Here is a 15802-nt window from a genome sequence, read left to right as displayed (position 1 = left end):
GCTCACCTTAGTGATTGCAGCCACAATTATTTTGCTGGGAACACAAGCCTATTCTGGTATGCGTGCAAAGCAAGCACTACGACGTTCTCTTTTAGATCTTGAGTCTGCCATTATTAAAGCACAAAACGAAGCGCAGCGCCGGGGCTTATGGACTTGTTTGGATTTTTCGGATGGAGAAAGTATTGTGGTTTACTTAGATGACAATGAAGACCATGGACAAAATGCCAACTCTTGTGGCGGCACAGATGCTGTATTGGCAACCTATCAGCAAGCCATTGAATCACCTCTTTCTATTGCCAATTGCAGTCTAAATATCAGCAACAGCTGTAAACTCTGGATTGATGAAAATGGTAACCCTATGCTGTGTTCAAACTCTGGGAGCTGTGGTCAATCCATTTCCGTGCCTACCGATCAAAGTTTTAATTGTGTTCCCTGGCATTATCAAGTTGTGATCAGCTCAAGCTACTTAGATCCAAACGCAAAGGCCCGAGAACTTGAAATCAGCCAAGATGGTCTTATTTATCAACCCAAAATGGGGGAAAAAGGTGAAAAAGAAACCTTATGGGCCAAATCAGAAGTCAATACTAGCGGCTTGGGTGCCTGTGAGTAATGACTTCACATTTAGCGTGTAATTTTTACGCAACCAGAACGTTCATTTCTTTATTGGAAAAATAACTTATATCGCTTCACTCATGAGAGCTTGTTTTTTTGCTATAGACGCTGTTTTTTTTTGCTTGGATTTTAATTGTTGCAAGCAAGTCTCAGCAATACTTTCTGCATCATAGCCACACTCTTTATATAGCTCTTGCTGGGTACCATGCTGAATATAGCGATCTGGAATACCTAAACGCACGAGCTTTGCATGATAATGATGATCTGCCATAAACTCAAGGACAGCTGATCCAAAGCCACCTTGAAGACAGCCATCTTCCAAAGTAATCACTTTGTCATACTGCTTAAACACTGTGTGCAAAAGCACCTCATCAATAGGCTTCACAAAACGCATATCATAATGAGCGACGTTAATGCCTTGCTTTTTTAATTCCGCGATGGCTTTGCTTGCTTCATTACCAATAGCGCCAATGCTTAAAATTGCAAGATCGTCACCTTCGGTTAACTGTCTACCCTGACCAATATTGATCACTTCAAAAGCTTGCTGCCAATCTGCAATCACACCTTGCCCCCTTGGGTAACGAATAGAAAAAGGTCCATGACCATCTGCTTGCGCTGTATACATCAAGTTGCGCAGTTCAATCTCATCCATAGGACAGGCTACAATCATGTTTGGGATACAGCGCATATACGCAATGTCATAAGCTCCATGATGAGTTGCACCATCAGCCCCTACTAGACCTCCGCGGTCTAAGCAAAAAACAACATTCAAGTCTTGCAAAGCTACATCGTGAATGACTTGGTCATACGCTCTTTGCATAAAGCTAGAATAAATATTACAAAATGGAATCATACCTTGTGTGGCTAAACCTGCTGAGAACGTAACCGCATGCTGCTCGGCAATCCCAACATCAAAACTTCTTTCTGGAATTTCTTCCATCATAAACTTTAATGAGCAACCGGTAGGCATGGCAGGCGTAACACCTGCAATTTTTTTATTTTTCTTAGCAAGCTCAACCAAAGTATGGCCAAATACATCTTGAAACTTTGGCGGCTGTGGCTCAGTTTTACTGGATTTAATGATTTCACCATTGCTTTTATCAAACAATCCTGGGGCATGCCAAACCGTGGCCGAACCATCTTCAGCTGGCTGATAACCCTTACCTTTGGTGGTAATGCAATGTAAAAGTTTGGGTCCAGGAATATCTTTTAAATCTTTAAACATGCGCACCATATGCTCAACATTATGGCCATCAATGGGACCAAAGTAACGCCACTTAAGAGATTCAAAAAAGTTACTTTCTTTTAAAACTGAGTTTTTTAGAATATCGGTTAAACGTTGAACAACGGCTCTTGGGTCCGGTCCGTAATTGGAAATCTTGCCCAACAAACCCCAGACTTCGTCTTTAATTCTGTTATAGGTATGACTGGCAGTAATATGAGACAAGTACTCTTTTAGTGCACCCACATTGGGGTCAATACTCATGCAGTTGTCATTAAGAACCACCAATATATCGGCTTCTTCAACACCGCCGTGATTTAAAGCTTCAAATGATAAGCCAGCATTCATGGCGCCATCCCCTATAACGGCAATAGACTTGCGATCATCATTGGGTGTAAGTTTACTGGCCACAGCCATACCTAAAGCAGCTGAAATAGACGTTGATGAGTGTCCTACACCAAAAGTATCATACTCGCTTTCACTTCGCTTTGGAAAACCGCTGATCCCCCCATATTTACGGTTGCTTGGAAAAACATCTCTTCTTTCCGTTAAAATCTTATGAGCATAGGCTTGATGCCCCACATCCCAGACCAATTGGTCTTTAGGGGTATTGTACGCGTAATGCAAGGCCACGGTCATTTCAATGACACCTAGACTGGCTCCAAGATGCCCACCTTGCTCCGACACAATATCAATAATGTACTGTCTAAGCTCCTGACAGAGCTGAGGAAGTTGTTTAACCTCTAACTTGTCTCGCATTTGATATGGATTATCAATGCTTTGCAATAATGAACCTGGGATATATTTTTTTGTAGAACTCACGTTAATGTCCTACCATGTTCTAACTTTTAGAGCAACTTGCACTTTTTCTGATTTTTAATTTTTAAATACAACTATTTAAGTAAAAAAAAAATTGTACATTCACTTTAAAAAAGCCAGCAATTTAAGTATACCGAGGATGCAGGCTTGTTTTTTTAGCCTCGCTGTTTTCTTAATAAACCAAATAACTTGAGGATGTATTTGTATAAAAGTTGCTATTTAGCTTTGCTAAGGTTCCATTTTATTCTTTCCTTACTATCGCTTATACTGAACATACTTCAAATATCCCTAAACCATCTTGATTCTCTAAATAACATATCGCAACAACTGAAAATTGCTCTGGACTTGGTTCCTCAATAAGGTCTGTAACTTGAAAGTCAGCACAAGATAAACTTAAATCAATAATCAATTTCAAAAAAAAATAAGTTTTATATTTATAAAATCCATTTGCTAATCTCTAAACTTTTAATTAACTTGCTAATCTATGGAAAACATACTTAACATTTTATCATCACAATTTGGTCAGCAAGAAGCCTCTGCTATAGCAAGCAAAGTTGGTGTCAACACAGAAGATGTCAACAGCTTGGTTCAAAGTTTTTTGCCCGTATTAACGCAAGGTCTCGCGCGCAATGCCAATCAGTCGAGTGGTGCAGAGTCCTTATTGAACGCTCTTAATCAAAAGCATACCGGCTCTATCTTGAATAATATCAGCTCAGCCATGACCGATGAAACCTCTAACGATGGTATGAAAATCTTAGGTCATGTTTTTGGCTCAAAAACCAACCTGGTTCAGCAATTTTTCAATAAAGGTTCTAATTTAGACAACAGCCAGATCAATCAAATCATACAGTTGGCCACACCCATTCTTATGGGTATGCTGGGTTCAAAGGTCAAACAATCTAATTTTAATGCTACTTCTTTAACTGCCTTATTAACAAGTTCTATCAGCCAAGCTACTGAGCAAAACCCAAACAACATGGGCTTGGTTAACCAACTGCTTGATCAAGATGGTGATGGCTCTATCAGTGATGATCTGGCCAACACTGGATTGAATATGCTCAAAAGCTGGATGAGCAACAAATAAAACTTGAATAATTTGTAAAGTACAGGACTTAATTGTTTTTATGAGAGGTGAAGTTTTTGCGGGCACCTACCCCTAATAGCCAGCCTTCATAAAAACAACCTACTTTGCTATTTATTCTTATAGGTATTCATTACAACATAGTTCTTTTTAAAATGATGCAGGCAAACACGATGAGCATGCAGGCCATTAACTTTTCGACTGCTGGCACATTTTTTAAAAAAATGGCTCTTATATAAGAAATATTCAAAAATAAAGCCACTGTAGAAAACCACACCCACGCGCTGGTGAGAATAAAGCCGGCTAAAACAAGCTGTGTTTGCAAGACTTTGCCTGAGTTCGCCATTTGCGCAAATAGACTCATGATAAACATACCGGCTTTTGGATTGAGGACATTGACCCAAAACCCTTCTTTAAAGCCGCCTTGAGATGATTTAAATGCCAATTGATCTTGGGCTACTTTACTGCTTGTAGTCTTGTTGTGAGGTTTGGATTTTAAAAATATTTTTACCCCTAAATAAAACAAGTATAGAGCACCTAAGATTTGAATTGCCTGGCTCAACCATAAGGTTTGCTGCAAAAGAACCCCTAAGCCAACAATGGCTAATGTCACATGTCCTATTAAGCCACATGTTATGCCTAGAGCTGTGAACAAGGCTTTTTTTTGCGATTCAAAACTGTTTTTCAGAACCACTGCAAAGTCAGGACCTGGACTTGACAGAGCCAACAAGTGGATAAGAAAAATTGGTGCTAAATCTTTAAACACCCATTTGCTCCATAACAATCAGCGCCATGGAAATCATGGCTAAAATATACATGGTCAGTGAAACTTCTTTTTGTCTACCTGCCAAAACAAACAAAATGGTATGACTGATAAAGCCCCACAAAATACCGTGTGTGATGGAGAAGGTTAAAGGTATCAATAAAATAACCATAAAATTAGGAATAGCTTCTTCATAACGCGCAAAATTCATATCTTTAACCGATTGAAACATGGCCATGCCCACCAAAACCAAAATTGCTCCAGATACATAGCCTGGAATAATGGCCACCATTGGCGCAATAAAAAAACAGGGCAAAAAACATAAGGCCGTAACAATCGCACTTAATCCGGTTTTACCTCCGGCTTTGATGCCAACCGCACTTTCCATGTAAGCCGTTCCTGATGATGTGCCAAAAACTCCAGCAAACAAGGTGGCCAAAGCATCTACAATCAAACCTTGTTTTAAGTTTTTGGGTTCCCCCTCACTGTTTTCCATATCTGTTGCCTTTGCCACACCAACAAAAGTAGAAAGCGAGTCAAACATATCGGTGAAAAAAATAGAAATAATGGTAGGCAATAAACTGAGCTTAAGCGCTTGCCAAGGCTCAAAGGCCATAAACACTGATTTAAAGTCTGGCATGCTAAAAAACTGTTCAGGCCATTCTACCTGACCCAAAAGTTTGGCTACGATTGTCGATATAACAATGGTCAGTAAGTAAGCACTGTTCCAACCCCGCATCAATAAAAAAGCAGTCAATATCATGGCCAACAAAGCCAAGATAACTTCCAGATTAATCTCACCCAACTTTACAAAGGTATCTGGATCTGGAGCCACTACCCCCATATTTTTTAAGCCGATAAAAGCCAAAAATAAGCCCAAACCTACAGCCAGAGCTTCGCGTATATTCTGTGGAATGGCCATCACAATTTTTTCACGAATATTGAACACTGAACAGAGTAAAAATAATACTCCTGCCCAAAACACTGCTCCAAGAGCTATCGGCCATGCAACACCTTTACCCAATACAATGGTGTAAGTAAAAAAAGCATTCACGCCTAAACCCGGTGCAACCGCAAAAGGCAACTTGGCATACAAACCCATCAGTAAAGTCATGGTAAATGCCAACAAAACCGTAGCCGTCATGACTCCAGCAAAACTCATCCCTGTCCCAGGTTGAGCAATAACACTAGGGTTAACCACAACAATGTAAGCCATGGTTAAAAAAGTTGTTAGCCCACCCAATATATCTTTCTTGCTTTGTGTATGCATATTTGCTAGTTGACATAGCACAATAAGCAGTTGAATATAAGAAACTTTTTAAGCATTGCTGTGACCAATGCACTAAAGGAGTAATCATGGAAAAAGTAAAAAAAACCAAAGAATATACAGTTTATAAAAAACGTTCAGGACGTTTTGGCGTAAAAAACAAGCAAAATCAATGGGTCAATGGCGAAGATAAAGTCAATATCTTACTTAAAGAAAAACTGATTAAATTGGTTGAACCTAAAAAAGCTCCAGAACCAGAAGCTCCAGCTGAAGAAGCAAAAACTGAAGCTGCCGCGCCTGAAGCAAAAGAAGAAACTCCTGCAGCAGCAGAAGAGAAAAAAGAAGAAAAAGCCGAATAGTTTTTTCGACTCACCTTTTGTATTGGAGAAGAGGCCCTGTGCCGAATTCGACCGCAAAGGGTGAGAAAACAAAAACCGCGCTTTTTGTTTGCAAGGGAAAAGCGTTTTTCCCTTTAGAAAACAGACGGACGGGTCATTAGCTCAGCTGGATAGAGCATCAGGCTTCGAACCTGAGGGTCGGGGGTTCGACTCCCTCATGGCCCACCATTTTTTGATCCCGTTAGGGGGAAAAATGGTGTTACATTATAAGTCCTTGAACGTAATCCCGGTTTAGGAGGAACAAAAAGCATCGCTTTTTGTGACGTAATGCCCGGAGGCCTGCCAAAAGCAAGCCGAGACGGTGCGACTCCAAAAAATTCATCAATTAGAATTTCATCTTTTAAAATAAGCGTGATTAAAAACTTGAGTTTTTGGGTGAAACATACTAGAAACTCCATTCACCGTGCCGATGTGGTGGAATTGGTAGACACGCTGGTTTTAGGCACCAGTGGGGCAACCCGTGGGAGTTCGAGTCTCTCCATCGGTACCATACGATTCAGATAAAAAGTATTCAAAAGCAGGTAAGTAGTTAAAATATAAACCAAAGAGTTTCAACAACTTACCAAATCACTCCGTAAGAATCGTCACACAAAAACACGCAACATCACAGGACTTGGCTATCAAGTGGCTACTTTTTGGCTTGCTAAATTTATAGATAAAATGAGCGATTTCTTTTTGCGTCAAAATATGTCATATAATGTAGAGTTGTATCGATATTTTTATAATAATATCGATTAACGAACGAGATTATTAAATTTTTAAAGGGGAATTTTAAGTCATGAAAAAGTTTTTATTAAGTTTAGCTATATTAATATCATTACCTTCCTTTGCGCAAGATAATGATAGAGTCTATATTAGTGGGAGTAGTGCTAAAGCAATTTTTGAAGCATTGCAGACTCCTTATCAACAAGGTGGTGGAACTGCTATTGCAGGGAGTGACAGTCAAGTACAAATCTTGAGTGTTAATGAGATTATTAATAGTGCAGATAATACGGAATACAATTTTGTAAGTATTGAACAGAGCATTCAACAACACATAAAACCAGAAAAAAGACAATCTGCAGCTGGTTTGATTTGTTTTCGAGCCAAATCTACATATCATTGTTTTGTAAAAGAAAACTTAGGTCCATTTGCAGAAAGGGATATTTTTGAGGCATTATCTAGATCATTAGCACGTATTGGAATGAATGGCTTTGCAACAAGCGGTTCAAGTGATGCTGATAGTTATAGTGGGTCTGAGTTTACAATCGGTGGATATAACTTCTGTAAGTTGGAAAAAGCGGAAGAAGATAAAATTATTGTTGAGTATCGTTTTACTTTAACTGGTGAAACTAGTTGTGAGGAAGATTTTTAATACTAACCTCAGGCAGCTTCTTTTTTAAGAACGATTTTAAAATCACAGCCAAGACTACTGAGTACTTGCAAAAGCACATCAAAAGTAATTTTGGCTGTACCCACACCAGACTCTATTTGTGCAATTCTACTTTGTGAAACTCCCATTTTTTGCGCAAGCTTAGTCTGAGACCAGCCTTTGGCTTTGCGTCTTTCCCAAATATAAAACAGTGTTTTCTTAAGGCCTTTCTTACAGATTCTGGGTAAAACTCATCATTGTTTCTTTACAGCCAATCCAACAGCTCTTTTCTTTTTGACGGTATGTATTCATGGTATTTTTCTTTGTTTTCTACAATCAAAGCATTAAATCTAAATTTCAAACACTTTGTATCTCTTAATATGTTTTAATTGCAACCACCAAAGACTTGATATATTCCCTGGCTTTCAAAGCTACTCATATGGAGTCCTTCTAAGTCTGTTACTGCTGTACTGCTAAAGCGAATTTTGTAGCCTTGCAAATCATATTCAGGTGGATCTACATTAAGAATCATCACGGACATGTCACCCTCTTTTGCCTGCATATCTTGCTCAGCACTCCAAGACTGCGTGCTTAATGTTTTTTTAACTTGTGCTTTTGGAGGAAGCATGAGTACCTCATTAAACTTGACTTCTATGTATGCCACCTCTTGTTGACCTGTGCCATTGGATATACATTCACGAACAAGCTTATACTCTAAAATATACGGACTGCCTGGCACAGTATTGCCCACACCACCTTGAGTATACCCCCCACCCGTATTAAATTGATGTAAGACTGGGCTTCTTAGATTCATACCATTACCTATAGACTTCACATTATTGCTGATGTTCAAAGTATAATCAGCTCTCATCGCCAAAGCATAATTAACATGGAATGTTACAACGTTGCTTATCTCACTTATTGTTAATACATGGCTCAAATCAGTAGCTACACCATTGATATCTTGAATAAAAGACACATTACCGGTGTTAGGCAATATCGTACTTGGCTCTACTGGCATGCTGAACACCAAAGTTATTTTTTTATCTGGACCTGAACTTACTGTTGATTGATAACCTGGTGCAACATCCGCAACATAAAACTCTTGATCAGGTAGAGATGTTGTTTGAGTATCATCATAAGCACAGTATTGAAGCGATAAAACAAGTATTATTGATAAAGCTATATTTTTGAAAATGCATAAATATGATTCCATACTCATTAGATTAGGCAAAATTTATGCCATAATAATCTTAATGAAATCAAGCGCTTAAAATTAATGCTTTGCGCAATAAATAGGCCCAAGTGACGCTGTATCATTAAAAACTTTCATAAATATTATAAACGTAGCTGGAATAAAAACACCTGGCACGACTAAACACTTTAAGATTTCATCCAATAATTGAATCACGTCATTGAGGTGATAAACTTTAAGAAATAGTATTCATTCATTATATCGTTCTTAAAATATTATTATTACTTATAATAATTTTTGCTATTACTCAAATTCAATATCACTCAATGGATTAACGAATAAGCGTAACATCCCCTTCTAGTTGTTTTTCTTCACACTCAGGAAGCTTATAAACTATTTTATAGGTGTAGGTCCCTTGCTGACCCATCTCGCCTTTAATTTTACCATCCCAGGCTAAGGCTGGGTTATTGACTTGAAGATTGTTTTTGTCATATATCAACTCGCCCCAACGAGAAAACACCTTAAAATCTACAATGGTAATTTTACTTCCAACCGCACTATACGCAGTAAAAACATCATTATTTCCATCACCATTGGGACTAAATGCATTGGGTACATACAAAGTATTGTTTTCGATTTCTTGTAAAAATACACCGTCTTCTTGATAGGATCCTTCCAATTGACAGTTAAATGAATCGACTGCTGTTACTGTGTATGTGCCAGGGGTGTCAGCAATCAGTGTTTCGGTTGCTATCAGCCCGAGTTGATCAGGTTTTTTCCAATGAATATTTTGCGCTTCAGAACAAATAGAAAGTTCTTTGCCTCCCTCACACAAACTGCTTGGCTTTTCAGTTGCAGCAACATCAATATCAGGGTTACACGCTACATCTGATGTTTGTTCTAAACAAAAACCACTGTATATTATCTTAGCAGTATGTTCTCCTGGAGTAGATGTTACGGTAGGATTGCCTTGAGAACTTGAACCATCAGAATGACGCCACTGGGTTTCTAAACCATCAATGGCAATACTTGGAGTATTCGATTTTAAGGTCAGTTGATTTTCTTGAAGATTGCAAGCATTGCTGCCTGGCCCACTTTTGTCTATACTAAGTTCAGGCATGACAAAAAAATCTTCTGCCAACTCCATCGTTGCTGAAACATTACAAGCATTACTATACTGCCCGGTTACATTGTATACACCGGGTAAGGTGAGTTCTAGTAAATCACCCTCATTTATTTCTCCGTTTGGCATTTCCCAAATAGGATCACCAAAGCAAGCCTGTAAATGAGGTTTGCACTCATGAGAGATGATCGATAAACTACCAATATCTCCAGTACATCCATCATTGTCAGGGCAAAAAAGGTGTCCAGAAATATGTTTTGTTGTCGGAGTGGTCTGCGTATTAACCAAAAGGACATAGTCCCTCTCTATTCTTAGGTGACAAATATCTTCAGGCAATTTAATTTCAACTTTTAATCCATCTTTTTTAGGAAAATTTTCTGGCGCATCAATAAACTGTAAATTACTATCAATTTCACCTGTTGCTAGCAGCTGATCTTTACGAATAATTTGAGGAGGGTTATTTCCATCTAATATTAATTTTACCGGCCCACGAATACAGTCATCACTACTTTCACCATTAGCTTCATATGTGCAGGCATGATACATTAGATTTTCATAATTGTTTAAAAAGTTCATTTTAGTTTTAAAGTCATCATTAAAATAAAATGAAAGGTTTGCCATAGCTCCATATGTAGAAACAAAAAATGTTCGTGTTAAGTTTAATGTATTAGGGGGAAAGTAATAATTCAATTCACTATTAATCACAGAGGAATCGAAATCATATGTTTCGTTACATTGACCAGATATTGTTTGTGCTTGAATTAATGGAGATAATAAAAAGGATAGTAAAAAAAGCTGTGTTGTTTTCATACAACCAAACTATTACCAAAAATCCATATATAATGCAATGCACTATATTCGTTGAATTATGGGATATTGTTAGCAATTAATCCGGACACAGCTGTCTCAATTAACTTCAAAATTGCATACCAACAAGCTCACAAGCACTTGATATAACAGTAATTTACAACTGGCATATATCTTGAAATGTTTTAAACAAAATGATACATTGCATAAAAAATATGTGGGAGTTGGCTTTATGAAAAAACATACCTCAAACTTTATGATACTGTGCTTAATTTTAAGCTTTATAACATCATGTTCAAATAATCAGTTTGGTTCTGTAAGAATGGTTTTGGGCTCCACCCAGGAACAAGAAGTGGGCATTGATAATGTCGACTGTTTTAATGTGCTTTATGGCGATGAAAACAATGGCGGTGTTGTTAATGGCATGACTTGTGTGCTTCAATTTAGAAATGGAACGGATCTCACCAATACCATTACATTTAAAGTCTATAATGTCATTGACTTGCATGACAATTATCTCAATGAAAATTTAGATCCTTTTACACTTCCAATGGATTCAATTGATCTTATCATTAATGGCAATACCAATGGCGTCCTTGACCTAAGTATCGTTAATTTTTCTAAAATCACCAATGCTATTGGTGGAGATGTTTGCATGAAAGACTTTTATCTTAATGTTGGATTTGGCGGCGCTTCGGGGTTCATTGAAGGAAACTTTTGTACTACCGTACAAACAAACTAGTTCTTTGTACTTTACCGCCAACTGAAGTTGAAAAAAATTAGATCTCTGTTTATATAATATTTTTTTATAAGTCTTAATTTACATGACTGCCTAAATATTACTTGGATCATATCTTGCACTTACTCCTTAAAAAAGGAGTTGCATGCAGACAAATAAAATCAAAAAAACAGCTATTCTCTACTTAGATACCCAATTAGAGTTTGCTAAGATCTTTAGCCGTTTATTAGAAAGCGCCAACCATAAAGTGACTCACTATTCAAATTTGGAACAGGTGTGCGAAAATCAAACAAACCATGATCTTGTGTTTTGTGAGTTCAAATTATTCAAACATCGTTTATTTTCAGACTTAAGGACTCAAATACTCTATCAAAAACCATGTTTGATTTTTTCAACCCACCTTTCAAACCAAGATAAACTATTGCTTCATCGACAAGGCATAGCCTATTACTTTGAAAGGACAGAAAATTTTAAGGCCATTCTTGATAAAATGAATCTTGCTTTACAAGTATGAGCAATCTTTATCTTCTGTGTGCTATGATGCTCACCATGCCTAAACATAAACATTCTTGCGCAACACTTATCTTTATACTCTTTCTATTGCTGACTCATTCAGCATGTATCAATCCACTATTACCTGCTCAGAATAACCTTTCAGAAAAAAAAGAGTTATTCATCATGACTTACAATGTAGAAAATTTGTTTGATATTCAAGATGACCCAAAAAAAGATGATGCCACCTTCCTGCCTTATGCTTTAAAAAAAAACAAGAAACATAAAGCCCATTGTGCAAAACTCAGCCACTACAAATGGCGAAAACAATGTTTTGATTTAAATTGGGATAAAACAGCCTATGAAACAAAATTAAAAAATATAGCTCACGTCATTGCCCTACAAAACAATGGTAAAGGTCCAGACTTACTTTTTTTGCAAGAAATAGAAAACATTCATGTCTTACATACATTAAATACGCTGCTACCCAAAAAACAACAGTTTACATCCATCTCACTTATTGAAGGGGAAGACAAACGTGGTATTGATGTTGCTATTATGAGCAAGCTTCCTCTTAAAAGCAAAGCTCATTTATTTCAAATACCTTTTAAAAGCATCTCAAAGCGTCGTAAAAAAGATACAAGAGGCATTTTATACGCTCAATATAGCTTAGGTGATGGAAAAACCCTTGCTGCCTACAGTATTCATTTTCCTGCGCCCTATCATCCAAAACAGTTGCGGCAGCAAGCGCTTCATTACTTGAACACTCTACAAAAAAAACATGCCCACGCTGATTATCACATTGCAGCTGGAGACTTTAATATTACCCGTGAAGAAAGCAATCAGAGTTTGGTATTTGAACGGATTGCGCAACAACAATGGCTAACACCGCATTTAAGTTCAAAAAAATATGCTCAAAAAACCAATCTTGGCAGTAACTATTACGCCAAGAAAAACTCATGGTCATTTTTAGATGTCATATTATTAAGCAAAAACTTTGCTGATCAAAAGCACTGGGAGTACAAACCAAACAGTTTTGAAATCTTAAACCATAATTTCATCATGCAAGACAAAGATAAAAAACCTAAAAGCTACAACTTTATCAGTAAACAGGGTGTTTCAGATCATTTTCCTGTTGGCTTAAGTATTGAGTTACACTGACACTTTCTATTTTACAAAAGTCTTTAACAATGGCTTTGTTATATTATACAATAAAAAAAGCCGCTTGAATAAGCGGCTTTTTTATTTTAACTTTTACCTATACTTAATGATCTTGTTGATGCTGTTCATCTGCCTTTTTATACTCTACCTGTTCAACAATGGGTTGATTGAGACGCTCATCATAAGAACCTCTTCTTTTCTCCACATCCAACAAAGTAACAGAAATAAAAATACCCAAGATAACCAGCCCAACAACAAAAGCAAGTGAGTAAAGCTTGTCATCAAACCATAAGTGCATAAAAATAAGAGCAACCAAAGTTCCTTTGATGGTTGCTACCAACATGGCAATCACCAAGTTTAAACCTGATATACCCGTAATAGCGTTAAAATCAATGTATGAAACGCCTACGGTCACTGCAGTTAAAAAGAATAGTGCCCCAGCTACAGCCAAGTAAACTTTTAAAGGCAAGACGTGATGTTCGTGTTTTGTACTCATAGCTCTTTCTCCTCTTATCCAATCAAATACAACAGCGGAAATAGGAAGATCCAAATCAAATCCACCAAGTGCCAATATAAACCACCCATTTCTACAGGCACATAGTATTCACCTGAAAAATGACCTTTGTGATTTTTTATCATAACCCAAGTTAAAACAGCCATACCAATAACAATGTGCAAGGCATGAATACCGGTCAATAGAAAATACAATGAAAAGAACAAATGTGGATTGGTACCTTCAATACCTGTATAAGTGAAAAATTTTCCGGGCAATAAGCCTGCATGAATTTTGTGGCTGTATTCAAAGTATTTAATCACCAAAAACACACCGGCTAAAATAATTGTTGTCAAAAGTAAATAGGTACAATTTTTTCGACGATTCAGTTGAATCTCTCTAATTGCTAGGGCTACGGTCAAAGAACTGGCAATCAAAACCAAGGTATTGATTCCACCCATTACAACATCCAATTGCTTATGAGCATTAATGAACGTTTCTGGATACAAAGATCTAAATACTGCATAAGCAACAAAAACACCGCCAAACAATAAAATCTCAGTCAACAAAAATAACCACATGCCCAGCTTGGCAGACTCTTTTTGTTGATCCAGTTCTGCAAAGTGATGTGCTAAATATCCTGTTTTTCCGCTCATGCTTCTACCTCTACTTTTTCAAAATCATATGGGCCATGTTTTAAAACTGGTTGTTCTCTAAAATTCTCATGATAAGGAGGAGAACTTGACTCCCATTCCATGGTTAATGCACCCCAAGGATTATCTGGTGCTTTTGCAGCTGATTTTTTCAAGCTCATCAATAAATTAATAGCAACAATAAAAAATCCAATCCCCAGCAAAGTTGAGCCAATGGTTGAAAGCTGATTATAAATTTCATAACTAGGATCATAATTGTAGTAACGTCTAGGCATACCTTTAAAGCCTGCTAAAAATTGTGGCATAAACGTTAAGTTAAAAGAGAACCAGACCAATACTGCGCCAATACGACCCCAACACTCATTGTACATTTTTCCGGTCATTTTAGGCCACCAATAATGTAAGCCTCCTAAAAAGGCTACAACAGCTCCACCAAACATCACATAATGAAAGTGGGCCACAACAAAATAAGTATCATGCAAGTGCACATCAACAGCAATGGCGCCTAAAAACACACCTGTTAAACCACCAATGGTAAATAAAAACAAAAATGATAAAGCATAAATCATGGGTGTTCTTAAATCAATTGAACCTCTGTACATGGTTGCAATCCAGCTAAACACTTTAATGGCAGTTGGTACCGCAACCGCAAAGGTTAATAAACTGAATAAGAGCGCGGCATAGGAAGACTGACCACTGACAAACATGTGATGTCCCCAAACCAAAAAGCTTACTCCAGCAATTGCAACACTTGAATAAGCAATGGGCTTATAACCAAATATTTTTTTGTGCGAAAACACCGCAATGACTTCACTGACAATACCCATAGCAGGCAGGATCATGATGTATACAACTGGGTGTGAGTAAAACCAAAAAAAGTGTTGAAAAAGCACTGGATCGCCGCCCATTTGTGGATCAAAAATACCCACACCAAAAGCTCTTTCAAAAACCAACAGTAACATGGTGATACCAATAACTGGAGTTGCCAACACCTGAATAACTGACGTTGCATACATGGCCCACAGAAACAATGGCATATCAAACCAAGTCATACCTGGTGCTCTCAATTTATGGATGGTTACAATAAAATTTAGACCGGTTAAAATAGACGAAAAGCCCATAATAAACACAGCCAAACCCATAATGATAACCGGCCCTGCAATTTGTGAGCTGTAAGGTGTATAAAACGTCCAACCTGTATCTAGACCACCAAATATTAGCGTGGATAAGGCAAGAATTGCTCCAGCCATATAAATATAAAAGCTCAATAAATTCAAACGTGGGAAAGCCACATCTTTTGCACCAACCATCATGGGTAATACAAAGTTACCTAAAGCTGAGGGTGTTGACGGAACAATAAATAAGAAAACCATGATCATACCATGCATGGTAAAAAACTTATTGTAAGTATCTGCATCCATCAACTGCTTGCCAGGCGCAAATAATTCTAAACGAACACCCAAGGCAAGCAAGCCTCCCAATAAGAAAAAGCTTAAGATGGCTCCCAAGAACATTAAACCTATACGCTTATGATCAAGCGTAAATAGCCATGACTTTAAACCTTTGTGATGACTCAAGTAATTTTGATTTTCTTCTGTTATTTGCGTTGTTCTCATTGCTTTATCC

The 15802-nt window shown here is 37.5% G+C and carries 17 protein-coding genes and 2 tRNA genes; 9 read left to right on the top strand and 10 right to left on the bottom strand.

The window, feature by feature from the left end:
- The first annotated feature begins 10 nt into the window (after positions 1-10).
- On the top strand, positions 11-610 hold the full coding sequence (locus tag MRY82_00835) for a hypothetical protein (GenBank protein MCI5071473.1): 600 nt from the start codon (positions 11-13) through the stop codon (positions 608-610).
- Positions 611-676: 66 nt separating this feature from the next.
- Here the strand turns inward: MRY82_00835 and dxs are convergent, their stop codons facing one another.
- Positions 677-2593: a 1-deoxy-D-xylulose-5-phosphate synthase gene (dxs, locus tag MRY82_00830; GenBank protein MCI5071472.1), complete on the bottom strand. Its 1917-nt coding sequence runs from the start codon at positions 2591-2593 to the stop codon at positions 677-679.
- Positions 2594-3137: 544 nt separating this feature from the next.
- On the opposite strand from dxs, the gene MRY82_00825 reads away from it, so the two are divergent.
- Entirely contained in the window at positions 3138-3737 is a 600-nt protein-coding gene (locus tag MRY82_00825; GenBank protein MCI5071471.1) for a DUF937 domain-containing protein, read from the top strand.
- A gap of 130 nt (positions 3738-3867) precedes the next feature.
- Here MRY82_00825 and MRY82_00820 read toward each other — a convergent pair whose 3' ends face one another.
- Both MRY82_00820 and MRY82_00815 read right to left on the bottom strand, forming a co-directional pair.
- Entirely contained in the window at positions 3868-4500 is a 633-nt protein-coding gene (locus MRY82_00820) for a LysE family translocator (protein MCI5071470.1), read from the bottom strand.
- Positions 4493-5767, bottom strand: coding sequence for an NCS2 family permease (locus MRY82_00815; GenBank protein ID MCI5071469.1), 1275 nt, complete (start codon positions 5765-5767; stop codon positions 4493-4495). The genes MRY82_00820 and MRY82_00815 overlap by 8 nt, the downstream gene beginning before the upstream one ends.
- 86 nt (positions 5768-5853) lie before the next feature.
- On the opposite strand from MRY82_00815, the gene MRY82_00810 reads away from it, so the two are divergent.
- Both MRY82_00810 and MRY82_00805 read left to right on the top strand, forming a co-directional pair.
- Positions 5854-6123, top strand: a complete 270-nt coding sequence (locus MRY82_00810; GenBank protein MCI5071468.1) for a hypothetical protein — start codon at positions 5854-5856, stop codon at positions 6121-6123.
- Between the two features lie 130 nt (positions 6124-6253).
- Positions 6254-6330: transfer RNA gene (locus tag MRY82_00805), tRNA-Arg, on the top strand.
- On the opposite strand, the gene MRY82_00800 is transcribed toward MRY82_00805, so the two are convergent.
- On the bottom strand, positions 6318-6560 hold the full coding sequence (locus MRY82_00800) for a hypothetical protein (protein ID MCI5071467.1): 243 nt from the start codon (positions 6558-6560) through the stop codon (positions 6318-6320). The two genes, MRY82_00805 and MRY82_00800, sit on opposite strands and share 13 nt — an antisense overlap.
- A gap of 7 nt (positions 6561-6567) precedes the next feature.
- Between MRY82_00800 and MRY82_00795 the strand changes: the two genes are divergently transcribed.
- Together MRY82_00795 and MRY82_00790 are read left to right on the top strand one after the other, a co-directional pair.
- Positions 6568-6652, top strand: a tRNA-Leu gene (locus MRY82_00795).
- 288 nt (positions 6653-6940) lie between these two features.
- On the top strand, positions 6941-7516 hold the full coding sequence (locus MRY82_00790; GenBank protein ID MCI5071466.1) for a hypothetical protein: 576 nt from the start codon (positions 6941-6943) through the stop codon (positions 7514-7516).
- An 8-nt stretch (positions 7517-7524) separates the two neighbouring features.
- On the opposite strand, the gene MRY82_00785 is transcribed toward MRY82_00790, so the two are convergent.
- The 3 genes from MRY82_00785 to MRY82_00775 all read right to left on the bottom strand — a co-directional run bounded on the left by MRY82_00785 (position 7525) and on the right by MRY82_00775 (position 10452).
- Entirely contained in the window at positions 7525-7662 is a 138-nt protein-coding gene (locus tag MRY82_00785; protein ID MCI5071465.1) for a helix-turn-helix domain-containing protein, read from the bottom strand.
- A 236-nt stretch (positions 7663-7898) separates the two neighbouring features.
- Positions 7899-8729: an Ig-like domain-containing protein gene (locus tag MRY82_00780; protein ID MCI5071464.1), complete on the bottom strand. Its 831-nt coding sequence runs from the start codon at positions 8727-8729 to the stop codon at positions 7899-7901.
- Positions 8730-9039: 310 nt separating this feature from the next.
- A complete protein-coding gene (locus MRY82_00775) occupies positions 9040-10452 on the bottom strand; it encodes a gliding motility-associated C-terminal domain-containing protein (protein ID MCI5071463.1) in 1413 nt (470 codons plus the stop codon).
- A gap of 418 nt (positions 10453-10870) precedes the next feature.
- Between MRY82_00775 and MRY82_00770 the strand changes: the two genes are divergently transcribed.
- The 3 genes from MRY82_00770 to MRY82_00760 all read left to right on the top strand — a co-directional run bounded on the left by MRY82_00770 (position 10871) and on the right by MRY82_00760 (position 13030).
- On the top strand, positions 10871-11380 hold the full coding sequence (locus MRY82_00770) for a hypothetical protein (protein MCI5071462.1): 510 nt from the start codon (positions 10871-10873) through the stop codon (positions 11378-11380).
- A gap of 142 nt (positions 11381-11522) precedes the next feature.
- Positions 11523-11891 (top strand): hypothetical protein, encoded by a 369-nt coding sequence (locus tag MRY82_00765; protein ID MCI5071461.1) that lies wholly within the window; start codon positions 11523-11525, stop codon positions 11889-11891.
- Between the two features lie 35 nt (positions 11892-11926).
- Positions 11927-13030 (top strand): endonuclease/exonuclease/phosphatase family protein, encoded by a 1104-nt coding sequence (locus tag MRY82_00760; GenBank protein MCI5071460.1) that lies wholly within the window; start codon positions 11927-11929, stop codon positions 13028-13030.
- Positions 13031-13133: 103 nt separating this feature from the next.
- Here MRY82_00760 and MRY82_00755 read toward each other — a convergent pair whose 3' ends face one another.
- Genes MRY82_00755 through ctaD form a run of 3 tightly spaced genes read right to left on the bottom strand, consistent with a single transcriptional unit; the run spans position 13134 to position 15792 of the window.
- Entirely contained in the window at positions 13134-13526 is a 393-nt protein-coding gene (locus MRY82_00755; protein ID MCI5071459.1) for a cytochrome C oxidase subunit IV family protein, read from the bottom strand.
- 14 nt (positions 13527-13540) lie between these two features.
- Entirely contained in the window at positions 13541-14179 is a 639-nt protein-coding gene (locus MRY82_00750; GenBank protein MCI5071458.1) for a cytochrome c oxidase subunit 3 family protein, read from the bottom strand.
- On the bottom strand, positions 14176-15792 hold the full coding sequence (ctaD, locus tag MRY82_00745; protein MCI5071457.1) for a cytochrome c oxidase subunit I: 1617 nt from the start codon (positions 15790-15792) through the stop codon (positions 14176-14178). Before ctaD ends, MRY82_00750 begins: the two co-directional genes overlap by 4 nt.
- Positions 15793-15802 lie beyond the last annotated feature (10 nt).

Source organism: bacterium, assembly GCA_022763185.1.
Taxonomy (GTDB): domain Bacteria; phylum Bdellovibrionota_G; class JALEGL01; order JALEGL01; family JALEGL01; genus JALEGL01.
This window is presented reverse-complemented; position numbering and strand designations above follow the sequence as displayed.

What these genes read in the sequence shown, in the direction of transcription:
- dxs (MCI5071472.1), bottom strand. Translation starts at nt 2,593, where the DNA reads ATGCGAGACAAGTTAGAGGTTAAACAACTTCCTCAGCTCTGTCAGGAG.
- MRY82_00825 (MCI5071471.1), top strand. Translation starts at nt 3,138, where the DNA reads ATGGAAAACATACTTAACATTTTATCATCACAATTTGGTCAGCAAGAA.
- MRY82_00815 (MCI5071469.1), bottom strand. Translation starts at nt 5,767, where the DNA reads ATGCATACACAAAGCAAGAAAGATATATTGGGTGGGCTAACAACTTTT.
- MRY82_00810 (MCI5071468.1), top strand. Translation starts at nt 5,854, where the DNA reads ATGGAAAAAGTAAAAAAAACCAAAGAATATACAGTTTATAAAAAACGT.
- MRY82_00800 (MCI5071467.1), bottom strand. Translation starts at nt 6,560, where the DNA reads ATGGAGTTTCTAGTATGTTTCACCCAAAAACTCAAGTTTTTAATCACG.
- MRY82_00790 (MCI5071466.1), top strand. Translation starts at nt 6,941, where the DNA reads ATGAAAAAGTTTTTATTAAGTTTAGCTATATTAATATCATTACCTTCC.
- MRY82_00785 (MCI5071465.1), bottom strand. Translation starts at nt 7,662, where the DNA reads ATGGGAGTTTCACAAAGTAGAATTGCACAAATAGAGTCTGGTGTGGGT.
- MRY82_00780 (MCI5071464.1), bottom strand. Translation starts at nt 8,729, where the DNA reads ATGGAATCATATTTATGCATTTTCAAAAATATAGCTTTATCAATAATA.
- MRY82_00775 (MCI5071463.1), bottom strand. Translation starts at nt 10,452, where the DNA reads ATGGCAAACCTTTCATTTTATTTTAATGATGACTTTAAAACTAAAATG.
- MRY82_00770 (MCI5071462.1), top strand. Translation starts at nt 10,871, where the DNA reads ATGAAAAAACATACCTCAAACTTTATGATACTGTGCTTAATTTTAAGC.
- MRY82_00765 (MCI5071461.1), top strand. Translation starts at nt 11,523, where the DNA reads ATGCAGACAAATAAAATCAAAAAAACAGCTATTCTCTACTTAGATACC.
- MRY82_00760 (MCI5071460.1), top strand. Translation starts at nt 11,927, where the DNA reads ATGCCTAAACATAAACATTCTTGCGCAACACTTATCTTTATACTCTTT.
- MRY82_00755 (MCI5071459.1), bottom strand. Translation starts at nt 13,526, where the DNA reads ATGAGTACAAAACACGAACATCACGTCTTGCCTTTAAAAGTTTACTTG.
- MRY82_00750 (MCI5071458.1), bottom strand. Translation starts at nt 14,179, where the DNA reads ATGAGCGGAAAAACAGGATATTTAGCACATCACTTTGCAGAACTGGAT.
- ctaD (MCI5071457.1), bottom strand. Translation starts at nt 15,792, where the DNA reads ATGAGAACAACGCAAATAACAGAAGAAAATCAAAATTACTTGAGTCAT.